This window comes from Burkholderia sp. LK4 (assembly GCF_001043615.1).
In the GTDB taxonomy this organism is placed as follows: Bacteria; Pseudomonadota; Gammaproteobacteria; order Burkholderiales; family Burkholderiaceae; genus Burkholderia; species Burkholderia cepacia.
The window spans coordinates 169089-191878 of record NZ_LDUL01000033.1 but is presented as its reverse complement, the minus strand read 5'-3'; the positions used below and the strand labels follow the sequence as shown (position 1 = coordinate 191878).

14 protein-coding genes are annotated in these 22790 nt (G+C 70.4%); 3 read left to right on the top strand and 11 right to left on the bottom strand.

Annotated features, from left to right (window positions below; genetic code table 11):
* Positions 1-4: 4 nt before the first annotated feature.
* Positions 5-9724, bottom strand: a complete 9720-nt coding sequence (locus VK92_RS17985; RefSeq protein WP_048020782.1) for a non-ribosomal peptide synthetase — start codon at positions 9722-9724, stop codon at positions 5-7.
* A gap of 273 nt (positions 9725-9997) precedes the next feature.
* Between VK92_RS17985 and VK92_RS17980 the strand changes: the two genes are divergently transcribed.
* Positions 9998-11743: a cyclic peptide export ABC transporter gene (locus VK92_RS17980; protein ID WP_048020604.1), complete on the top strand. Its 1746-nt coding sequence runs from the start codon at positions 9998-10000 to the stop codon at positions 11741-11743.
* A 177-nt stretch (positions 11744-11920) separates the two neighbouring features.
* Here the strand turns inward: VK92_RS17980 and VK92_RS17975 are convergent, their stop codons facing one another.
* The 7 genes from VK92_RS17975 to VK92_RS17945 form a co-directional block, all read right to left on the bottom strand.
* A complete protein-coding gene (locus VK92_RS17975; protein ID WP_048020605.1) occupies positions 11921-12976 on the bottom strand; it encodes an ABC transporter substrate-binding protein in 1056 nt (351 codons plus the stop codon).
* Positions 12973-13773 (bottom strand): siderophore-iron reductase FhuF, encoded by an 801-nt coding sequence (fhuF, locus tag VK92_RS17970; protein ID WP_048020607.1) that lies wholly within the window; start codon positions 13771-13773, stop codon positions 12973-12975. The genes VK92_RS17975 and fhuF overlap by 4 nt, the downstream gene beginning before the upstream one ends.
* Complete coding sequence (gene fhuB / locus VK92_RS17965) at positions 13770-15860, bottom strand: Fe(3+)-hydroxamate ABC transporter permease FhuB (protein WP_048020608.1); 2091 nt, start codon at positions 15858-15860, stop codon at positions 13770-13772. The genes fhuF and fhuB overlap by 4 nt, the downstream gene beginning before the upstream one ends.
* Positions 15857-16705 (bottom strand): ABC transporter ATP-binding protein, encoded by an 849-nt coding sequence (locus VK92_RS17960; RefSeq protein WP_048020609.1) that lies wholly within the window; start codon positions 16703-16705, stop codon positions 15857-15859. The genes fhuB and VK92_RS17960 overlap by 4 nt, the downstream gene beginning before the upstream one ends.
* Complete coding sequence (locus tag VK92_RS17955) at positions 16705-17712, bottom strand: TauD/TfdA family dioxygenase (protein WP_021163603.1); 1008 nt, start codon at positions 17710-17712, stop codon at positions 16705-16707. Before VK92_RS17955 ends, VK92_RS17960 begins: the two co-directional genes overlap by 1 nt.
* A gap of 45 nt (positions 17713-17757) precedes the next feature.
* Complete coding sequence (locus tag VK92_RS17950; RefSeq protein WP_021163602.1) at positions 17758-18000, bottom strand: MbtH family protein; 243 nt, start codon at positions 17998-18000, stop codon at positions 17758-17760.
* 108 nt (positions 18001-18108) lie between these two features.
* On the bottom strand, positions 18109-18765 hold the full coding sequence (locus tag VK92_RS17945; protein WP_027787449.1) for an RNA polymerase factor sigma-70: 657 nt from the start codon (positions 18763-18765) through the stop codon (positions 18109-18111).
* Between the two features lie 325 nt (positions 18766-19090).
* On the opposite strand from VK92_RS17945, the gene VK92_RS40225 reads away from it, so the two are divergent.
* Both VK92_RS40225 and VK92_RS42505 read left to right on the top strand, forming a co-directional pair.
* The gene (locus VK92_RS40225) at positions 19091-19345 is read left to right on the top strand and encodes a hypothetical protein (RefSeq protein WP_021163600.1); all 255 of its coding nucleotides are present in this window, start codon (positions 19091-19093) and stop codon (positions 19343-19345) included.
* A 48-nt stretch (positions 19346-19393) separates the two neighbouring features.
* Complete coding sequence (locus VK92_RS42505; RefSeq protein ID WP_021163599.1) at positions 19394-19531, top strand: HHHH-motif protein; 138 nt, start codon at positions 19394-19396, stop codon at positions 19529-19531.
* 65 nt (positions 19532-19596) lie between these two features.
* On the opposite strand, the gene VK92_RS17935 is transcribed toward VK92_RS42505, so the two are convergent.
* The 3 genes from VK92_RS17935 to VK92_RS17925 form a co-directional block, all read right to left on the bottom strand.
* Positions 19597-20922 (bottom strand): calcium-binding protein, encoded by a 1326-nt coding sequence (locus VK92_RS17935; RefSeq protein ID WP_231616460.1) that lies wholly within the window; start codon positions 20920-20922, stop codon positions 19597-19599.
* Between the two features lie 98 nt (positions 20923-21020).
* Positions 21021-22046 (bottom strand): fimbrial protein, encoded by a 1026-nt coding sequence (locus VK92_RS17930; protein ID WP_048020614.1) that lies wholly within the window; start codon positions 22044-22046, stop codon positions 21021-21023.
* Positions 22043-22789, bottom strand: coding sequence for a fimbrial biogenesis chaperone (locus tag VK92_RS17925; protein ID WP_048020784.1), 747 nt, complete (start codon positions 22787-22789; stop codon positions 22043-22045). Before VK92_RS17925 ends, VK92_RS17930 begins: the two co-directional genes overlap by 4 nt.
* Between the last annotated feature and the right edge of the window lies 1 nt (position 22790).

Here is a 22790-nt window from a genome sequence, read left to right as displayed (position 1 = left end):
GTCCTTATTGGGTTTCCAGTTCGCCGAGCAGCGCGTCGATCGCGCTCGCCGCATCGGTCGCGCCGCGTGCCGCGCAGGCCGCGTCGATCGCCTCCGCGCAACGCGCCAGCGTGCGCGTGTCGAACAGCGTGCGCAGCGGCAACGCGAGCCCCCAGTGCAGGTTCGCCTGCGCATGGGCCTGCGTCGCGAGCAGCGAATGGCCGCCGAGCAGGAAGAAGTCGCCGTCGCGGCCGATCGCGTCCACGTGCAGCACGCGTTGCCAGATCCCGGCGAGCGCGCGTTCCGTGTCGGTCGCGAGTGCCGCTTCGGCTGCCGTCTCGCGTACCGGCGCGGGCAGCGCATGGCGGTCGCACTTGCCGTTCGGCGTGACGGGCAACGCGTCGAGTTCGACCAGCTGCGACGGCACCATGTAGGCCGGCAGTTGCGCGCGCAGCGTGTCGAGCAGCGCCGCCCGGTCGAGCGGGGCCGCATCGCCGCGCGCGACATAACCGACCAGTTGCTCGTCGCGCACGATCACGACCGCATCGTTCACGCCGGGCGCTGCGCGCAGCAGCGCCTCGATCTCGCCCGGCTCGATCCGCTGGCCGCGCAGCTTGACCTGCGTATCGACGCGGCCGAGGTAATCGAGCGCACCGTCCGCACGCCGTCGCGCGAGGTCGCCCGTGCGGTACATGCGCGCGCCCGGGACGAACGGATCGGGCACGAAGCGCTCGGCGGTCAGCGCCGGACGGCCGAGATAACCGCGCGCGAGGCCCGCGCCCGCGAGATACAGTTCGCCGGTCGCGCCGGCCGGCACCGGCTGCCATGCGGCATCGAGCACGTGCAGTTGCAGGTTCGCGATCGGATGGCCGATCGGCACCGCGACCGCCTGCGCGTCGTCGGGGCCGCACGTCCAGTGCGACACGTCGATCGCGGCCTCGGTCGGCCCGTACAGGTTGACGAGCGTCGCGTGCGGCAGCAGCCGCGCCATTTTCTCGACGAGTTCGGGCGCAAGCGCCTCGCCGCTCGCGACGATCAGGCGCACGCTGTCGCATTGCGCGGCGGCCGCGAAATCGTCGAGATGCGCGGCGAACGCGGCGAGCATCGACGGCACGAAGTGCAGCACCGTCACACCGTGCGCATGGATCGCGGCCGCGAGACGCGCCGGATCGCGATGGTCGCCGGGCGCGGCGATCGCGAGCTTCGCGCCGATCGCCAGCGGCCACACGAATTCCCACACCGACACGTCGAAGCCGAACGGCGTCTTGTGCAGCACGACGTCGTCGCGCGTCAGCCGGTACGCGTGCTGCATCCACGCGATCCGGTTCGCGAGTGCACCGTGCGTGTTGCCGGCGCCCTTCGGCTTGCCGGTCGAGCCGGACGTGTAGATCAGGTAGGCAAGCTGTGCGTCGTCGACCTCGGCGGTCACGCCGGCGGGGTCGTCGACCGTTTCGGCGACCGTTTCGTCGACGGTTTCATCCGCCAGCAGGTCCGCGACCGTCAGCAACTGCGTCGTTGCACCGTCGCCCAGGGCCGCCTCGACCTGCTCGCGCAGATGGGCCTGGGTGATCGCGACGGCCGGCCGCGCGTCGCGCAGCAGATACGCGATGCGTTCGGCCGGATAGTCGGGATCGACCGGCAGGTAGGCCGCGCCGGCCTTCAGCACGCCGACCAGCGCCATCACCATGTCGAACGAACGCTCGACGCACAGCGCGACCGGCGTATCGGGCCGCACGCCGCGCCGGCGCAGCGCGGCCGCGATGCGCGACGTACCGACGTCGAGCTCCCGATAGGTCGCGCGATGCACGCCGCCGTGAACGTCCGCGTATTCGAGCGCGATCGCGTCGGGCGTCGCCCGCGCCGCATCGGCGAATTGCAGGTGCAGCGGCTGCCGTTGCGAAACCGGCCATGTGCGCGCGGTGTCCTGCGCCCGCGCCAGTGCGTCGCGGGTGGCGTCGTCTGCGATCGACAGTGTGCCGAGCAGCGCATCCGGCGTGCGGGCCAGCGCATCGAGTGCGCAGGCGAACGCGCGGTGCCAGGTTTCGACCTGCCGCGCATCGACGCGCGCGGTGTCGTAGCCGTAGTCGATCGTCAGCTCGGCGCCGCTCTCGATCACGAGCGTCAGCGCGAAATCGGTGGCTTCGATGCTGCGCACGCCGCTCAAAACCAGCGCGCGCGGATCGGCGTCGCGCGCCGTGTCGTCGACCGGATAGTTCTCGAACACGACCAGCGTGTCGAACAGTGCGCCGCCCGCGCCGCGCGCCCAGCGCTGGATGTCGGCAAGCGGCGTATGCGCGTGCTCGGCGGCCGCCGCGTTGTCGCGTTGCAGCGCTTGCAGCCAGTCGGCCGCGCGTTGCTGCGGCGCCGGCGCGGTGATCACCGGCACCGTGTTGATGAAGAGGCCGAGCACCGCATCGACGTCCGCGAGTGCGTCGGGACGGCCCGCGACGGTCGCGCCGAACGCGACGGCCGGCTGGTGCGTCATCCGCTGCAGCGCGAGCGCCCACGCGCCCTGCACCAGCGTGTTGACGGTCAGCTTCAGCGCACGTGCCGTCTGCGCGACGCGAGTCATCGCGGCGGCATCGAGCGTCGCGCGCCACGTGACCATGTCGGCATCCGCACGGTCAGCCGTGCGGTCGGCGATCAGCGTCGGGGCGTCGAGTCGTGCGAGGCGTTCGGTCCAGAAGCGTTCGTCGGCGTCGCGGTCGCGCGTGCCGAGCCAGGCGATGAAGTCGCGGTACCGGAGTGCCGGGCGACCCGCGAACGGCGATACGGCGTCCGGGTCGCGATAGTCGCGCAGCACGTCCGCCAGCAGGCGCGCGGTGCTCCAGCCGTCGAGCAGCACGTGGTGACGCGTCCACACGACGCGCCATGCGTCGTCGGTCACGCGGATCAGCGTGAGACGCATCAACGGCGGCTCGCGCCAGTCGAAGCCGCGTGCGCGATCGGCCGCGAGCCATGCGTCGAAATCGGCGTCGAGCGTGTCGCCGCGCGTGCGCCAGTCGAGCTGTTCGACCGGCATCCGCGCATGGCGATGCACGCACTGCAGCGGCGCGGCTTCGTCCGGCATCACGCTCGTGCGCAGGATGTCGTGGCGCGCGACGGACGCCTCGAACGCGGCCACGAGCCGGTCGGCATCGAGCGCGGCCGCGGTCGCGACGAGCTGGTTCACGTAGCTGGCGTGACCGGGTGCGAACAGCGCATGGAACAGGATGCCCTGCTGCATCGGCGACAGCGGATACACGTCGTCGATCGTGCGCCAGTCGAGCGGCGTGCGTTCGATCGCGGCCTGCGTGAGACCGGCGGCCTGCGCGAGCGGGAAATCGCCCGGCGTCGCGCCGGCGCCGCGATGCGCGACGCGTGACGCACACGCGTCGACGAGCTCGCGCAGCGCCGCCGCGAAGCGCTCGGCACATGCGTCGATCGTCGTGCGCTCGAATTGCGGTGCACCATAGACCCAGTGCACTTTCAGCGTGCGTGCGCCGTCGCGATCCGTATCGAGGTACGCGTGGATCGCGAGCGTATTGCCGAGCGGACCTTGCGGATCGCGCTCGACGCCGGTGCCGCCGAAGCGCGGCACGAGCATGGCATCGCGCGGTGCGTCGAACTGGCCGAGATAATTGAACGTGACGCGCGGACGCGGCACGGCGGCCAGCACCGCGCGCGTCGCCGCATCGCCGTAGTGCGCGAGCACGCCGAAACCGAGCCCCTTGTGCGGCACAGCGCGCAACGTGTCCTTGACCGCGCACAGCGTGTCGCGCGCGGTGGCCGCGACCGGCAGCGTCACCGGGTAATGGCTCGTCAGCCAGCCGATCGTGCGGCTCGCATCGGCATCGTCGAACAGCGCCTCGCGGCCATGCCCTTCCAGTTCGATGCGGCACGAGGCGGCGCCGCTCGCGCCGGCCAGCGCCAGTGCAAGCGCGGCACCCAGCAATTCGATCGTCTGCGTGCGATAGGCGGCATGCGCATCGGTCAGCGCCGCGCGGGTCAAGGCCGCGTCGATCGTCTGCACGACGACGGCAGCATCGGCGTTCGTCGCCGTGGCGTCGGGGTGGTCGGGCACGACGTCGTCACCCTGCGCCATGCCGGCCCAGTACGTCGCCTCGGCCGCGAACGGCGATGCCGGTTCCGTCGCCGCACGGGCAAGCCGCGACGCCCAGGCATCCGCGCGCAGGCCCGGCTGCGACAGCCGGATGGGCGTGCGTTCGCATGCCGCGCGGTAGGCCGAGTCCAGGTCGTCGAGCAGGATGCGCCACGACACGCCGTCGACGATCGCATGGTGAATCGCCAGATGGAGCTGCGTCGAGCCGTCCGGCAAGCGTGCCGCGCATGCGCAGGCCAGCGGCCCGCGACCGAGGTCGAGGCGGCGCTGCAACGCGTCGAAGCGCGCGAGCGCGTCGGCTTCGTCGCGGGCGGCGACTTCGACGAACGGCAGTGCGTCGTACGGTTTCGCGGCATCGCTGGCGTGCCACGTGCCGTCCGCGCCGCGTGTGAAACGCTGGCGGAATGCGTCGTGATGCGTCAGCAATGCGTCGAAGGCGCGCGCGAACGCATCGGCGTCGAACGGCCCGCGCACGTCGAATGCGACCGACTGGTTCCAGTGGCCCGGGCGCGGGATGTCGAGCGCGAAGAAGCGCTGCTGCGCGGGCGTCAGGACCGGCGCCGTCACCGGTGCGCCGGCAGCAGATCCGGCCGCAGGCTGCGCGACGGCGGCGGCGACAGCCACGTCCTCCGTCTTCGCGATGCGTGCGAGTTCGGCGACCGTCGGGCCGTCGAACAGCTGCTTCGGCGTGAAGCGCACGCCGCGCTTGCGCGCACGGGCGATCACCTGCAGCACGAGGATCGAATCGCCGCCGAGTTCGAAGAAGTTGTCGTCGCGGCCGACCTGCGGCGCCTTCAGCACGGCCTGCCAGACTTCGGCGAGCACCGTTTCGACCGCGCCCTGCGGCGCATTGCCGGACGCGGTCGCGACCGGCGCGGCCGCCTGTTCACGCAACGCGGCACGATCGATCTTGCCGTTCGCGGTCACGGGAAGGCGTGCGAGCGCGACGAACTGCGCGGGCACCATGTAGTCGGGCAGCTTCGCGGCAAGCGCCGCGCGCACGGCGGCCTCGTCGAAGGTCGCGCCGTCGCGCATCACGACGAACGTCGCGAGCCGCAGGCGGCCATCGTGTTCGATCGCGAGCGTTTCGGCCTGCGCGACCGGCCCGGCCGCACGCACGGCCGCACTGACCTCGCCCGGTTCGACACGGTAGCCACGAATCTTCACCTGGTCGTCGATGCGGCCGAGGAACGCGAGACGGCCGTCGGCGCGCAACCGGACACGGTCGCCCGTGCGATACAGCCGCGCGCCGGGCGTAAACGGATCGGGCACGAAGCGCTCGGCGGTCTGCGCCGGGCGCGCCAGGTAGCCGCGCGCGACGCCCGGCCCGCCCAGATACAGCTCGCCCGTCGCGCCGGCCGGCACGCACGCGCCGAACGCGTCGAGCACCAGCGCGCGCGCATTCGGCAGCGGCAGGCCGAGCGGCACGCCGCTCGCGGGATCGCGCGCCTCGGCGGCGATCGACGCCGTATCGCACACGATCGCACCGACCGTCGCTTCGGTCGGCCCGTAGTGGTTGATCACGCGACAGGCCGGCGCAAGCGCGGCCAGGCGCGCGACGAGCGCCCACGTCAGCGTTTCGCCGCCCGTCACGAGCGCATGGCGCGGCAGCACGTCGGCCGGCACGCGTGCGTCGAGCAGCGCCTGCAGGTGGCTCGGCACGATCTTCAGCACGCCGACGTCGCGGCGGCGCATCTCGTCGGCGAACAGGTCCGGATCGAACGCGCAAGCGGCCGGCAGCAGGTGCAGCGTGCGGCCCGCGCACAGCGCGCCGAACAGCGTCGTGTGACCGAGGTCGGCCGCGACGGTCGATACCATCGCGAACGATGCGTCCGGTGCGAACGCGAGTTCGTCGAGCATCCCCTGCACGTAGTCGGCCAGCGCGCCGTGCGACACGACGACGCCCTTCGGCGTGCCGGTCGAGCCCGACGTATAGATCAGGTAAGCGCCCTGCTCCCGGTGCGGCGCGACGCGCACACCGGCCGCGAGCGCGAGCGTGGGGTCCTGCGCGAGCGTGTCGACGTCGAGCGGCTGCGCGTCGATGCCGGCCGGCCACGCCGCGGTATCCGCGACGAGCGCCCAGCGCGCGCCGCAGTCGGCTGCCGCCGCGGCCAGCCGGGCGGCCGGCTGGGCGGGATCGAGCAGCACGGCGAGCGCGCCGGCCTTCAGCGCGCCGAGCAGGCCGACGACGAAGCGCGCGGAGCGTTCGATGCAGACGATCACCGGCACTTCGGCGCCCACGCCTCGCCCGGACAGCGCGCGTGCGAGGCGGTTCGATGCGTCGTCGAGTTCGCCGAACGTCAGCGACGCCGACGCATCGGCAAGCGCGACGCGATGCGGATACGCGGCCGCCTGCCGCGCGAACGCGGCGACGATGTCGGCATGTTCGATGCGCAGCGCACGGCCATCGCGCGGCTGGCGCGCAGCGGCCGACGCGTCGCACGGCAGAACGGCCGTCGTCTGGTGCGGATCGCGCGCGGCGGCACCGACAAGCGCCGCGTAGCTGTGGAGCCACGCACGCGCGGTGTCCGCATCGATGCAGTCGGTCGCATAGGCCGCGACCAGTTCGATGCCGTTCGCATCGTCGGTGAAATCCACCGCGTAGTCGAAGCGTGCGGCGAGATCGGGGCCCGGCGTCGCGACGGCCGTCGCGCCCGGCAGCACGCTGTCGTGCCGCGCGTCGAACTGCTGCGCGAATTTCACGCGCAGCCATTCGTCGCCGCGCTTGACCGGCGGCTTCACCGCGTCGACGACACGCTCGAACGGCACGTCCTGGTGGGCGACCGCGTCGAGCGCCGCCGTGCGCGCCGCATCGACGAGCGCGCGGAACGGCAGCGTCGGCGACACCCGCACGCGCAGCGCGACCGTATTCAGGAACAGGCCCAGCAGCGCACGCGTTTCGGGGCGCTGACGATGAGCGACCGGTACCGCGACCACGACATCCGTTGCGCCGGTCAGGCGCGACAGCCATGCGTCGAGCGCGGCCAGCAGCACGGTGAAGACGGTCGCCTGCGCGTCGCGCGCGAGTTGCCGCACGTCGGCCGCGACCGCGTCGGGCAGCCGCACCGACACGCGCGCACCTTGCAGCGTGCGCGCCGCGCCCGGCTGGCGGTCGACCGGCAGCGCGAGCGGGCCCGGCACGTCGCGCAATGCGCCGCGCCAGTAATCGAGCTGACGTTCACCCTCGCCGCCGGCCAGCATGTCGCGTTGCCAGTCCGCATAGTCGGCATACTGGATCGGCAGATCGGGCAGCGACGGCGCGCGGCCTTCCGCATACGCGCGATAGGCGGCCGACAGTTCGTCGAACGCGCAGCGCGAGCTCCAGCCGTCGGTGATGGCGTGATGGGCGGTCAGCAGCAGGCGGTGACGGTCGTCCGCGAGCGCGACCAGCGTCGCGCGCAGCAGCGGGCCGCGCGAGAGGTCGAACGGTTCGGCCGCTTCGCGCTCGGCAAGACGCGCGGCTTGCGCGTCGCGGGCGGCGGGCGGCTGGTCGCGCAGGTCGACACTGGCGATCGACACCGGCAGGTGCGCATGAATCCGCTGCATCACCACGCCGTCGTCGTTGTCGACGAGCGTCGTGCGCCATGCCTCGTGCCGGCCGATCACGTGATCGAGCGCGCGCTGCAGCGCGTCGCGATCGAGCGTGCCGTCGATCGTCCAGTGCGCGGCGATGTGATAGGCGGCGCTCGCGTCACGCGTTTGCGCGAGCACCCAGAAACGTTGCTGCGCGAGCGAGGCGGCGCGATCGACGTACGGCGCGCATGCCGCGGCGGCATCGGCCGCACCGGTCGTCAAACGGCGCGCGACGATCGCGGCCAGCGGTTCGCCGGTTTCGCGTTCCGCACGATCGACCGCTTCGGCCAGTTCGGCGAGCGCCGGATCGGCAAACAGCGTATCGAGCCGCAGGTTCACGCGTACCGCGGCCCGGATCGCGGCCTGCAACTGCATCGCGGCGAGCGAATCGGCGCCCAGCGCGAAGAAGCGGTCGTCGCGCGACGGTGCGACATCGAGGCCGAGCAGCGTCTGCCAGAGGCCGGCGAGCTGCTGTTCGGTCGGCGTGCGCGGTGCGTCGCCGCCACCCTGCGTCGTGTCGCGCGCGGCGGCAATCTTCTCGCGCAGCGCGGCACGGTCGATCTTGCCGTTCAACGTGTACGGCAGCGCATCGCAACGCACGAACCGGTGCGGCTGCCATGCGGCCGGCAGTTGCCCGGCCACGTGCGCCTTGAGCGCCGCATCGTCGGCCGCCGCGCACAGTGCGACGCACGCGATCAGGCGCGTCGGCCCGTTGCCGGTGTCGGCGACCACGGCCGCGTCGGCCACGGCCGGATGCGAGCGCAGGCACGCGGCGATTTCGGCCGGCTCCACGCGCACGCCGCGTACCTGGACCTGGTCGTCGAGGCGGCCGAGATAGTCGAATGCGCCGTCGTCGCGCAGCCGTGCGAGGTCGCCGGTACGGTACACGCGCGCACCGGGTTCGCCGTCGGCATCCGGAACGAAACGTTCGGCCGTCAGCGCCGGGCGGCCGTGGTAGCCGCGCGCGACGCAGACGCCGCCTAGCAGCAATTCGCCCACACCGTCGCTCTCGCCGCCGTCGCCACCCTCGCCACGGTCAACGCGCGCGACGCGCGGGCCGATCACGCGGCCGATCGGCAACGACGCATAAGCGTCGTCGTCGGCCAGCGCGGGCGTCTCGCCCGGTTCGACCGGCCACAGCATCGGCGAAATCACGGCCTCGGTCGGCCCGTAACCGTTGATCAGGCGTACCGACGGGAAGGTGCGGCGCACGAATTCGAACGCCTGCTGCGGCAGCGCTTCACCACCGAACGCGAGCACGCGCAGCGCCGGCGGCACGCCGTCGCGCGCGGCCACCGCGGCGAATTCGCGCAGGTAGGCGGGCGGGAACGCCGCCACGTTGACCGCCTCGCTCACCATCAGCGCATGCGCGGCATCCGGCGCGAACGGCTGCGGCGGTGCGACGACGATGCTCGCGCCGGTCGCGAGCGGCGCGAGCCAGCACTCGTGCGCGGCATCGAAATTGACCGACGCGAAATGCAGCAGGCGGTCGCCGGCCTCGATCGGCAGCGCGGCCGCGAGCGCGTCGCAGTGCGCGGCGAGCGGCCCGTGTTCGACGACGACCGCCTTCGGCGTGCCGGTCGAACCCGACGTGTAGATCATGTAGGCGGCCGCACGCGGGTGGACGGGCACTGCCTCGTCGTCCTCGGCGACCTCCTGGCCATCCGCTGCATCGGCTGCCGCGTCGAACGCGTGTTCGAACGGCGTACCGAGCGCCGCGCGGCCGGCCGCGTCGACGATGCCGTGCCGCAGCCGGGCATCCCGAACGATCCAGTCGAGGCGTGCGGCCGGATGGCGCGGGTCGAGCGGCACGAACACGCCGCCCGCCTTCAGCACGGCCAGCAGCGCGACGAACAGTTCGCACGAACGCTCGACGCACACGCCCACCCGCACTTCCGCGCCGACACCGGCCGCGCGCAGTTGCCGGGCCAGCCGCGACGCCCGCGCGTCGAGCGCGCCGCGCGACAGGCGCAAGCCGTTCTGGAAAGGTGCCGCGATTGCGGGTGCGTCGGGCGCGAGGCGCGCCAGTTCGCGGATTCGGTGATGCAGCGCAGTCGGGAAACTCGTCATGTGCGTGAAGTCCTTCGGTCCGGCCGCTTCGGCCAAGTCTCGGGGCCGCTTGAGGCGGCTTCACTGGTGTGACGAACGGCGCGGCCGATTTTTTACCGTTTTGTGCGCAAAGTACGGGCGGACGCTTTTTTTCGAACGCGCGGCTAAATATTTGCGCGGCCCGTTCGTCTATCAGGGAGGAAAGCCGCAACGGGGCCCCGCCTCGCCCGCTGCTTTCGCGCCAGTTTTGCCGTTTTGGCGTATTCGCCTGCCTTCCCTTTACCGACGTTGCCGATGACAGCTGCCCACGAGCCTTCTTCCCCGCCGTCCCTCGACGCCTCCCCCGCCCGCCCCGCGGCGCGGCTGATCCTCGCGCTGCTGCGCGAAAGCCGCGCGTCGCTCGCGCTGGCGCTCACCGCGTGCGTGCTGAACGGCGTCGCGAGCGTGCTGCTCGTCGCGACGCTGAACCGCGCGCTGTCGCAACCGGGCGCGGCCGACGCGTCGCTCGCATGGCGCTTCGCGCTGTGCGCGGTGATCGCGCTCGTCACCCGGATCGTGTCGGGCACGCTGTTCGCGCGCCTGTCGCAGGACACGATGGCGCGGCTGCGCGTGCATCTCGCGCGGCGCGTCGGCGCGGCCGAGCTGCGCGACATCGAGCGGATCGGCGCGGCGCCCGTGCAGTCGGTGCTGACCGACGACGCGACCAACGTGTCGATGCTGTTCTTCGCGCTGCCGAACCTGGTCATGCACGGCTCGATCGTGTTCGGCTGCCTCGGTTATCTCGCGTGGCTGTCGTGGCCGGTGTGCCTGCTGGCGCTGGCCGCGATCGTCGCCGGCTCGCTCGGCTATCACACCGGCGACCGCCGCGCGATCGCGTCGCTCGAAGCGGCCGGCCAGGCGCAGGACCGCCTGTTCGGTTATCTCGGCTCGCTGTTTTCCGGCGCGAAGGAGCTGAAGCTGCACGATGAACGCGCAAGACAGTTCGTCGACGGCCAGCTCGGCGCCGCGATCGGCGAAGTGCGCGACCACCGCCGCCGCGCGTTCAGCGCGTACGCGGTCGGCGTCGGCTGGATCATCTTCCTGTTCTATGCGTTCCTCGGCGTCGCGTCGTTCTGGCCGCAGCTCGGCGTGCACGCCGATCCGGCCGCGGCCGCCGGCTACGTCGTCGTGTTCCTGTTCATGCTCGTGCCGCTCGACGGGCTGCTGAACAACCTGCCGACCGTCAACGCGGCACGCGTGTCGCTGACGCGGATCGAAGGCGTGATGGCCGAATTCGGCGCGCTGCGCACGGTGCCGCCCGCGGCCGACGCACCCGACGTGCCGCCCGCCGGCGCCGTCACGCTGCGCGGTGTCACGCATGCGTACTTCCACGAACGCGACGAACGGATGTTCAGCATCGGGCCGATCGACCTGACGATCAGGCCGGGCGAACTCGTGTTCATCGTCGGCGGCAACGGCAGCGGCAAGACGACGCTCGCGAAGGTTCTGACGGGGCTTTACGAACCGGAGGAAGGCACGATCGAGGTCGACGGCCGCCCGATCGGCTGGCGCGAGCGCGCCGCCTATCGGCAGCGCTTCAGCGCGGTGTTCAACGATTTCCACCTGTTCGATGCGCTGCTCGGCATCGTCGATCCCGACGATCCGTCCCGCGCGCAGGCCGATGCACGCGCGAACGCGCTCGTCGCGAAGCTCGCGCTCGATCACAAGGTGAAGGTGGTCGACGGCGCGTTCTCGACCCGCGCTTTGTCGACCGGGCAGCGCAAGCGGCTCGCCCTCGTCGTCGCGTACCTGGAGGACCGGCCGTTCTACCTGTTCGACGAATGGGCGGCCGATCAGGATCCGTCGTTCAAGGCCGTGTTCTACGAACAACTGCTGCCCGAGCTGCGGGCGCGCGGCAAGGCCGTGATCGTGATCACGCACGACGACCGTTACTTCGATCTCGCCGACCGCTTGTTGAAGCTCGACAACGGACGCATCGTCAGCGACACGATGCCCGCTCGGTCACGCGCGCAGGATGGCGTCGACGCGCTGAGCGCGTAATCCGGCAGTCGATGAAAAAATCGCCGGTGGGCTGCAATGGCAGCGCACCGGCGAAATTCGTTTCAGAAGGAAATGTGGGTGGCGCGCGGCGCGATCGTCGCGACACTCCGGCCGTTCAGCGCGAGCCGGGTCTACCGCCACACGCTGCCCGCCCGGGCGGCATCGACCGCCGCACACTCAACGCACGGCCGGCAGCTTCAGCATCGTGTCGGTCATCACGTCGGCCAGTTTCAGCGCCGACATCGGCCCGCCGAACCCCCAGATATTGCGTTCGATCAGCGCGATCCGGCGTTCCTTCATCGCGGGGACGAAACGCCACACCGGCGAATCGAGTTTCGCGGACAGCGGCACGTCCATGCCCGATGCGGTCACGAACAGCACGGCCAGCTCGCGCTGCCTGAGCAGATCGGCCGACGTCACGTACAGCGTGCCTTCCCGCGTCGGTTTCTTCGGCCACGGGTCGAGCCCGAGCGCCCGCGCGAGGCCCGCCGACGTGCTGTTGCCCGTATAGGCCCAGTAGCGGTCGGGCAAGCCGAGATCCTGCAGCAGCGCGATGCGCTCGCCTTTCCTGCCCGCGGTCGCGAGCCGCGCCGCATTGCGCTCGATGCCCGCATCGAGTTGCGCATCGACCGCCTGCGCGCGCGCGTCGCGCCCCGTGACCGCACCGATCGTCCGGAAGATCTGCCGCATCCAGTCGAGCTGCGTCACCGGCACGCCGCCGTCCGACACGTTCGGGCTGAACTGGAACAGGATCGTCGGCGCGATCCGGTCGAGCGCATCGAAAATCGGCGCGTGACGGAAGCCGACGCCGATGATGAGATCGGGCTTGACCGCCGCAATCGCCTCGAGGCCCGGCTCCTGGCGCGAACCGATGTCGGTCACGCTGGCGAGCCGGTCGCTTTGATAACCGAGCCAGCCCGGATAGAACGCCGTATCGGCCATCCCGACCGGCACGAGGTCGAGCGCGATCACGCTTTCCGCGAACATGAAGTCGAGCGCGACCACGCGCTGCGGCCGCACCGGCATCGTCGCGCTCGCCTGCGACACGACGGGATTGCCGGCCAGCGATACCGAACCCGGCGCACCCGGCACCCGCGCGCCCTGCGCGCGATGTGCATCGAGGGCCGCGGCAACGGCGCCGGACGAGGCCGACAGCGCGCCGCAACACGCGGCGCCGAGCGCCGCGAGTGCGCCGATTGCGCCGAGTGCGTGCCGGCGGCCGGCATCCGTCACCGGATCGCGTCCTGCTCGGCCAGCGCCGCGTCGTCCATCGTCAGTAGCAGGGGGCAGCTTCCACACAGTTGCGTTTCTCCAGGAATTTCATAGCGCAGGCAGCACACGCGTCGCGCGCGGAACGGCGTCGGCAGCAGCGCCGAACGCGGCACCGCATCGCGCACGGGCATGCGCAACGGATTCGGCTCACACGCAAAGCACGTCGCACCGAACAGCCAGCCCGCGTCGCGCACCGGATCGGCCACGCATGGCAGCGCACGATACGTATCGAGCAGATAGTCGAGCAGGTTGCCTGCATTGCTCCACAGCACGCGCGGCGTGACGCGCCCCATCGCCGCGAGCAGGTCGATCACCGCGCCGAGATGCGCGACGAGCCCCGCATAGCGTGGCGCCGGATCGTCGCAGGGTTCGCCGAGCGCATCGTGCGCGAAATACAACGCGGCGGGCATCCCGTCGTCGAGCGCGACGAACGTGCGCTCGGGTGTCATGTCGAGCGGCCGGCCGAGCGTCAGCGCGGCGACGACGCCGGCCGGCGCCGCGCGGCCGAAATAGTATTTGCTCCATTGCGACATCAGCGCGCGCGCGTGCTGCGCCGGATCGCCGCCGTAATGGCGGACCATCGCGTCGAGCACGATGTCGCGGTGCGCGGGCAACGCGCTGACCGGCACGACGAGGCGGCCCGGCGCGTGCGCGTCGTCGGGCAAACCGAGCCAGACGACGTCGAGATGATCGGCGAACGGTTCGGGCGCGAACGCCGAGAAACGCGTGGCGCGCGCGCCGTCGAGCGGCGGCGTCATCGCCCCGCGCGCCGGGCGCGGCGCCCCTCGAGGATCAGGAGCCCGAGCAGGTACGGCGCACCGATCAGCGCGGTCAGCACGCCGGCCGGCACTTCGCGCGGCGCGACGACCGTGCGCGCCGCGAGATCCGCCACACCGAGGATCAGCGCGCCGCACGCGGCCGCGAGCCACAGCCGCGTACGGTGCCGGCGCGCGCCGAGCATCGTCGCGACGTGAGGCGCCATCAACCCGATGAAGCCGACCGGCCCGACCGCCGCGACGGCCGCACAGGCGGCGAGCGTCGCGATCGTCAGCGCGAGCGGCCGCAGCACGGCCACGGGCAGGCCGAGCGCGGCCGCCTGGTCGTCGCCGAGCGCGAGCATGTCGAGCGGTTTCGCGAGCCATGCGAACACGGGCACCGCGAGCACGCACCACGGCAGCAGCATCGACACCTCACCCCAGCTGCGGCCGTAAGTCCCGCCGACGAGCCACACGACGAAGCGCGCGGGCTGCACGCTTTCCTGCGTGATCAGCCATTGCGCGAGCGTGGTCCACAGCGCGCCGATCACGATGCCCGTCAGCGCCACCGCGAGCGGCGCATAGCGATGCCGGTGATTCAGCGCGAGCGTGATCGCGAGCGACAGCCCGCCGCCGATCAGCGCAGCCGCCGCGAGCGTCACGTGGCCCATCAGCGGCCACGTCGACAACGCGAACAGCGTGACGAGCCCCGCACCCTGCGTGACGCCGAGCACTTCGGGGCCCGCGAGCGGATTGCGCACGACGCTTTGCATCGCGACGCCGCTCACTGCGAGCAGCGCGCCCGCGAAGAGCGCGCACAGCAGCCGCGGCATGCGCAGGTCGATCAGCATCCGCGCGAGCGCATCGTGGCCGGACAGCGCAGCGGACCAGCGCGCGATCGACAGCCACTCGGGGCCGGCCGACACGCCGACGAACACGGCCAGCACGCCCGCCACGACGAACAGCGCCGTGCGCAGCGGCCAGCCGAGCCGCTCGAGCCAGCCGACGAGCCGCGTCGAGCCGCTGCCCGCCGCGCGTTCGGCATCCGCATGCAGCACGCCAGACCACGCGGCGCCGCGCCGGATCATCGCCAGCATCAGCGGCGTGCCGACCAGCGCGATCGCGACGCCGGTCGACAGCGTCGCGTCGAGCCCCGACGCGAGCACCGCGCTGTCGGTGACGAGCACGAGCGCCCCGCCCGCGAGCGCCGACAGCGGCACGAGCACGCCGAGCCGAGCGGCGCGCGCGCCGCGCACCTGGCGCAGCAGGTTCGGGGCGACGAGGCCGACATACGACAGCGGGCCCGCGATACTGACGGCCACGCTCGTGAACGCAACCGCGACGATCGTCGCGGCGAGCCGCGTCGCGTCGACGCGCACGCCGGCCGCGGCTGCCGCGTCGTCGCCGAGCGTGAGCGGATTCAGCGGCCGGATCACGAACGGCAATGCGATCAGCGGCACGACGAGCCAGCGCGCGGCGAGCGCGAGGCCCGTCGCGCCCGGCTGGTACAGGCTGCCGTTGGTCCACAGCGCGGCGCCCGCGATGTTCTGCTCGAAGAAGGCGAGCACGAGCGTCGACAGCGCGGCGAACAGCAGCATGCACACGCTGCCCGCGAGCACGAGCCGCAACGGCGTCGCGCGCCAGCCGCCGGCCGCGACGATCGCGCAGGCGGCCGCGGCCAGCCCGCACACGAACAGCAGCGGCACCGATGCGACGCCGGCCAGCGCCGGCACCAGCATCGCCGCGAGCAGGCCGAGCTGGGCGCCGCCCGTCACGCCGAGCAAATCAGGCGACGCGAGCGGATTGCGCGTGAGCGACTGGAACAGCGCGCCCGCGATGCCGAGGCAGCCGCCCGCGACGAGCGCGGCCGCGACGCGCGGCAGGTTGAGGTCGAACAGGAACACGTGCGCGAGCGCAGCGGCATCGCTGCCGGGCACCGCGCTCCACCACACGCGCAGATCGGGGGCGACGCGCAACGCCGCCAGTGCCGCGATCAGCGCGACGAGACCGATCGCGATCGCACCGGCCCGGCCCGATCTCGTGCCCCGCCCCGCCGCCGCGAGGCGCTTGCGCATCGCGAACGTGGTCATACGGCGAGATCCCGGTCGAAGACACCGGCCGCCTGCGGCGCGCCGTCGGTGGCCGGCCCGTAGGCCGGCACGCACATCGGTGCGCCCGTCTGCGGATGCGCGAGCTTCAGCATCTCGACGCCGAACGCCGCGCGCAGCCGCGCCGGATCGAGCATCGCGTCGGGCGTGCCCTGCGCGACGAGGCGGCCCGCGCGCATCAGCACGATTTCGTCGCTGTATGCGGCCGCCTGGTTCAGGTCGTGCAGCACCCAGACGATCGTCAGCCCGCGCGTGCGGTTCAGCGTGCGCAACGCATCGAGGATGTCGAGCTGGTGATGGATGTCGAGATAGGTCGTCGGCTCGTCCAGCAGCACGATCGGCGCCTGCTGGGCGAGCGCCATCGCGATCCACGCACGCTGGCGCTCGCCGCCCGACAGTGCGCCGACGTCGCGCTCCGCATCGCCGGCGAGGCCGCTCGTGTCGAGCGCCTCGTCGATCGCCGCATGGTCGGCGCGCGACAGGCCGCGCAGGAAGCCGCCGTACGCATAGCGCCCGTACGCGACGAGTTCGCGCACCGTCAGGCCCGACGGAATCTGGTTGAACTGCGCGAGCATCGTCAGTTCGCGCGCGAGCGCGCGACGGCGAAACGACGCGAGCGGCTGCCCGTTCACTTCGACATGGCCGGCACGCGCGGGCTGCAAGCCCGCGAGCGTGCGCAGCAGCGTGCTCTTGCCGCAGCCGTTCGGTCCGCACAGCGCGGTTACGCGGCCGGCCGCGATCGACAGGTCCAGCCCGTCGATCACGACATGGTCGCGATATCCCACCGACAGCCCGCGCGCGGCAAGCGCGGCGGTACTACGCGTCATCAATCCTCCGTTCGGTCGCGCGGGACCGTATAACTCTGCGCCATCGCGACGACGACCTTGCGCGGCCCCTCGAACGGGTCGCGCGCATGCGCGGTCAGCATGTTGTCGAGCATCAGCACGTCACCCGTGCGCCACGGGAACACGATGCGCTGCTGGTCGAGCACGCCGCGGATCTCCGCGAGCGCGTCGGCTTCGAGCGGTTCGCCGTCGCCGTAATACACGTTGCGCGGCACGTTCTCGAGCCCGACCGCGTCGACGAGCGCTTCCTGCATGTCGTCGTCGAGCGCCGACAGGTGAAACAGGTTCGCCTGGTTGAACCACACGCGGTCGCCGGTGCGCGGATGGCGCGCGACGGCCTGGCAGCGTTCGCGCGTGCGCAGCAGCAGCTCGCCGTCGTCATCGGTGCGCCACGCGCATTCGATGCCGCGCGCCGCGCACATCCGTTCGACCTCGGCCGGTTCGTCGGTGCCGAACGACTGCTGCCACGGCAGGTCGAGCCCCTGCCCGAAATTGCGCACGTACAGCAGCTCGCGCTTTTCGAAACGCGCGACGAGCGCCGGATCGAGCGCGCGATACACCGCGCGGCTGTCCGCGATCGGCGTCGCCCCGCCCTTCGGCGCGGCGAGCGCGCAGTGGAACCAGATCCGCAACGGCCATTCGCGCGTATACGACTGCTCGTTGTGCAGCGGAATCGCGCGGTGCGGCGGGTACTCGGTCGACGTGTAGACGGCGCCCTCGACCTGGCTGCGCGGTGTCGATGCGTATTCATAGCCGATCAGCGGATCGCCGAACGACGCCGCGAACTGCTGGAACGCGTCGATCGACGGCACGTGAAAACCCGTGAACAGCACACCGCCCGCCCGTTCGAGCGTGTCGGCCGCGATCTCGCGCGCCAGCGGCGCGACGTCGTCGATCGACATCCCGTCGCTGCCGCGCGGCGACACGACGGTGGGCAGCCCCGGCTCGATACGCAGGTCGTCGAGCGTCGGCAACGAAAGCAGGGTCATGCAACGTCCTCTTCAGGTGGCGCGCCGCCCACGCGGCGCGGCGGGTCACGACGCGCGCGATGCGCGCTCGCCGTCCATCGCGCGGCGCAGGCTCGCGGGGCGCATGTCGGTCCAGACGGTCTCGATGTGCGCGAGACAGTCGGCTTTCGGGCCGCTCACGCCCACTTCGCGCCAGCCGGCCGGCACGGGCCGGAACGTCGGCCAGATCGAATACTGTTCTTCGTCATTGATGACGACCGTATAGACGAGATCGTCGGTGTCGGCGGAAGGCGTCGTGGCTTGCGTCATGATCGGAAATCGCTGAGGCGGTTGAAAGTGGCAAAGCGCATGGCAAAGCGGCGGTTTCGGCCGCTCCTGTCTGATAGACGATTGGTCGGCGCGGTTTTTTACCCGCGTTCACCGGCGCCGCGTGCGGCCGCCGAGGAACACCGGGCACGCGACACCGCGATGGCATGCGTCGAGGCATTCCGCGCAGTGGCGCTCCGCGTCGCGCACCATGAAATGCACGAGCGTCTGCGACACGTTCAGCGCGCGCGCCGCGGTCTGCAGCGTCTCCTCGCGCAGCCGCACCATCTCGAAGGCCGCGCGGCTGCGCGCCGGCAGGTCGTCGAGCGCGGCCCACACGCGCCGCAGCGTATCGCGCGTCAGCAGTGCGGCTTCCGGCGTCGGCTCGGGCGACGGCACGTCGAAACCGTCGTCCTCTTCCGTGTGATAGACGTTCTCGAGGTTTTGCCGGCGGCACGCGTCGATCGACGCATTGCGCACCATCCGCGTCACGTACGCGACCGGCTGGCGCACCGCATCCTGGTTCGGGAATTCGACGAGCTTCACGAACACGTCGTGTACGACGTCCTCGGCACGGCTCGCGCAGCCGACGAAGCCGCGCGCGACGTTCACGAGCATCGCGCGATGCGAGATCAGCACGTCGAGCAATGCGCCCTGCGCACGGGGCTCCGTGGCGCGGCGCGCACGCGGCGGCCGGTCGGGATGACTGCCGAGGAACGGGTTCGCCGCTGCCGCCGCCGGTCGGTCGAGCACTTCCGCCATCGCCATCGATCTGCTCCGTCAAATTCCGAGATAGCGCAATTTAACGTAAACGCAAATCATTCTCAATCTGATTACCCAATGACCCTTTCAGTCGACAGGATTTGTCTGAACAATTGACGAAATCGTTGCCCGCGTGGATGGGACGCACGTCGGCTGGTTCGGTACGTGGTCATCGGCCCGTCCGAACGGCGCGACCGGCCTGCGACCCGCCGACACGACCTTTCACGCGTCTGACAACGCGCCTGCACGTGTCATGGCCGGTAGCAACTTCTTACCACGTGAAATTTTGGGGGCTCGTACGATCGGGGGGCTGTTTCCAAGGGAGAAAACCATGAAATCCATCGTGTTGTCCGCTGTCATGGCTGGCGCGCTGTCGAGCGTGATGCTGACCGGGTGCGTTGCCTATCCTGCCGGTCCGGCTCAGGTCACGATCGGCTGGCATGGCGATCGTTACTGGGACGGCAATCGTTACTGGGAGCGCCGCGACTGGGAAGCGCAGCATCCCCGCGGATATGACGACCGCCGGGATGACCGACGCGATGACCGCCGGGACGACCGACGCGACGATCAGCGGCCGCAGTGGTAAGGCGTTCCCGCTTCCCGTGATTCACTTTTCAACGATCAGGACTGCAACATGAAAACGCTACTGAAATCGCTCGCCGTCGCGGCGCTTGCCGCCGCCGTGCTCGTGCCGGCCATCGCCGAAGCGCATCCGCACCGCGTGTGCCACTTCGACCATCACCATCACAGGATGTGTCGCTGGGTGCGGTAAACGAAACAAGGCGCCGGAAAACCGGCGCCTTGTTTCATCGCTTCACCTGCGTGCGACCACGCTCGTCAGCGTGCGGCCGGCAACCGCGGCAGGCATCGCGCGAGCTGCGCCGGGCTGACGGGCATGCGGCACACGCTTCGCTGCATCGCTGCGTCCGGCTTCGCCGCCAGCATGCGTGACGCCGCCTTGCGCGGCGAAGCCCGCACCCGCAATGCGTCGGCGCCCGGGCTCGCCGGCTGCAACGCGCGCAGGGTCGCCGCATCGATGTGCACTTGCCAGAACTGCGGCCTGTAGTCGGGATCGCCGTCGCGATAACCCTGCCCCGTGATGGTCTGCCCGTCGGGGCTCACGCCGATTACGTTGGCCAGGTTCAGCGTGCCGACCGACAGGCCGGCCGCTTCGAGCAATGCAACGAGGCTACGCATGCCGCTTTGCGGCGTCCACACGAAGACTCGCTCGACACCGGTCTGTCCGTTGCTCGATGTGCCGATGACGACCCGCCCGTCCGTGCTGATCGCTTGCGCGTAGCTGCTGTCGTCGCCGTCGAGAAAACCGAGCCGCTGGATGCTGTCGCCGCCGTTCGTCCACAGCACGGCCTCCGAATCGACCCGTTGTCCATCCGGCGTGACCACCAGCGTGCCAAGCGCGCCGGCGATCGTCCGTTCGTCTTCGGTCACACCACGGGCCTGATCCATTCTCGCCACGCCCGCGTTGATCGTCGGCAATAGTCGTTCACCGATTCGTTCTGTCCAAAGGAGCGCACGCGAGCCATACACGCCGTCGACATTGCCGGCGAACCCCGCTGCTGCATTCCCTGACGAGGTCATCGACAGGAGCTGCACGACATAGTCGCCGCCGGGTGGCAGCTGGCGGAAACCCCTCGGCTGGTCCCACATGAACCGTGCATTCGAGACGCCTATCGTCGAAAAGCGGCCCGCCATCCTCGTGCCGCCGAGGTTCGCGACTTCGACCGATGCGCCCCAGCCCGCCGTATCCGGAACGAGTTTTTGTGTGCGACCGTCGCCAGGCCATCGCACCGCCCATCGATCAAGGTTGCTGCTTTCCGCCTGGCGCGCACTGATCGAGCCGCCGATCACCTGCCCGTCGCCCGACACCGTCTGTGCCATCGAGTCATAGGCGTTCGCCGGCGCCGCCAGCCGCTGCCAGCCCGTCGCGGCCGACCACGAGAAGGCCATCGAGTTACCGGGCTGCGCGTCGCTCCAGTAGGAGCCGATGATCGTCTTGCCGTCCGCGCTGACGGCATTCCCGTTGTACTGCATGTCGCGCGGCCCGCCCAGGTCGCCGATCACGGTCAGCGAATAACCACCCGCCGATACCGTCTGCGCATGAACCGCGCCTGCCGTCGACGCAACGAACAATGTCGCTGCCATGGTGCCCTTCAGATGCATCTCCGTCTCCCCCGAAAAAGACGCTCGGCCGCCGGCCTGCCTTGCACGGTAAATGCCCGCACAGACCGCGCTCGCATGCGTCAGTAGATAAACAACCGAATCGTCGCCGTGCCGTTGAACGGACCGATCTTCGGCGGCCCGAACGCCTTCAGAACGGCATCGAGCGTCACGCTCTGGTAGTTCACATTTCCCGGCATCTGGGCGAGCACGAACTGTTCGTTGAACGCAATCGCCTTGCCGTTTCGGTCCTCGATGCCGATGCCGAAGTTACTCTTCGGATCCGGCACGAGCAGCCCGTTCTGCACCGTCTGCGAAGTCTCGAAGTAGCCGTCCACACGCACCGGCACGTTGCATTGCTTGGTCAGCGCGAGACTGAACGACTTGCGCGGCACGGCTGGCAAGAAACCGCTGCCCGTGGCCTGAACCTGGCCGAACTTCACGACGCCGGGTTCAGGCGTGACTTTCACGTCGACCATGCAGGGTGTCGGCTTGAGATTTTGCAGACCGCTCAGCTTGTAGCGGAAGCTTCCCTTGCTGTTCAGCCCGCGCTCGCCGTCGAACTGAAACACTGCATAGATATCCGAGGGCGGCCTCGTCCACGCCCCCCGCTTGCGAATGACGACCTGATACCTAATGCTGATGGGCCATTTCGGACACATTCCGGCATCGACCTGCCAGTTGTCCAGCTTGCAGATTTTCACGGAGCTGTGCGTGTCAATGCCGTCCCCCGGCTGGCTGGTGCGTCCGTAATAGTCGGTGCCCTCGAAGCGAATGCCGACTTCGAGCCCCCACGCGGCCGGATTCTGTTTCTCCGGGTTCGCGTAGAAGTAGATCTGTTCGGGGAAATTCTGCAACCCGCCGATATCCTTGTAGCAATAGCCCGTTGTCGTACGCGGCGGCGACACCCAGATCACGTAACCATCTGGCGCGTCGGTCGGATACGACGCGACATTGCCGATCGCCTCGGTCAGCGACAGGCCGCCGCTGTCCGCAATACATTTCAGTGCCCACGCCGGCTGCGCGAACACGACGAACAGTGCGATCACCCACCACCTGAGCCACGCCGGCATCCGCAACGCGATCCCGTTTCGTCGCGCGCCGCTCATTTCTTCACGCTCTTGCAAGCACCGGCCTCGCACGCATACTCGACCGCCACCTGGCCGCCGTAATCGTCGATGTGCGTGACGAACAGCGTCGCGGGCGTCGCGGCCTTGAACGGCACGTCGGCCGTGCTCATCGGGCTGACCATCACCGGCTCCAGCGGCACGTGCGTCTTCTGCGCACCCGCCGCCACATCGACGATCGTGATGTGATACGGCGTCGGATTGTCGAACACGAGCTTGTGCGCGGCCGCATCGACGCGCAACGTCATCGGCAGCGTCCAGTCCTCGTCGCGCGCGGGCTGCACGGCCTTCGGCCGGTAGAACAGCTTCATCTGCGTATGCAGCGCGATCTGCAGCGTGTTCGGCGTATCGGTCTTCGGCGGCACTTCGCGGATGTTCAGGTAGAACACCGATTCGCGATCGGCCGGCAGCTCGGTGCCCGGCAGCTTCGCGATCCGCAGCACGTTGCGCTCGTTCGCCTCGACGCGCTGCAGCGGCGGCACGACCATCAGCGGCGACGTGATCTTGTTGCCCTGCGCGTCCTCGAGCCACGACTGCACGAGATACGGGTAGGTCGTGCTCTTGTTGGTGATCGTGACGACCGCCGCCTGTTCGCCTTCGTTGAAGATCACGCGCGTGCGATCGGGCACGATCGCCGCCTGCGCGGCGCCCGCGAGGAGCGCACCGGCGGTCGCGAGCACGCACCATGCGCGCCGCGGAAAGGAAAGGGAGAAGGAGTTTTTCATC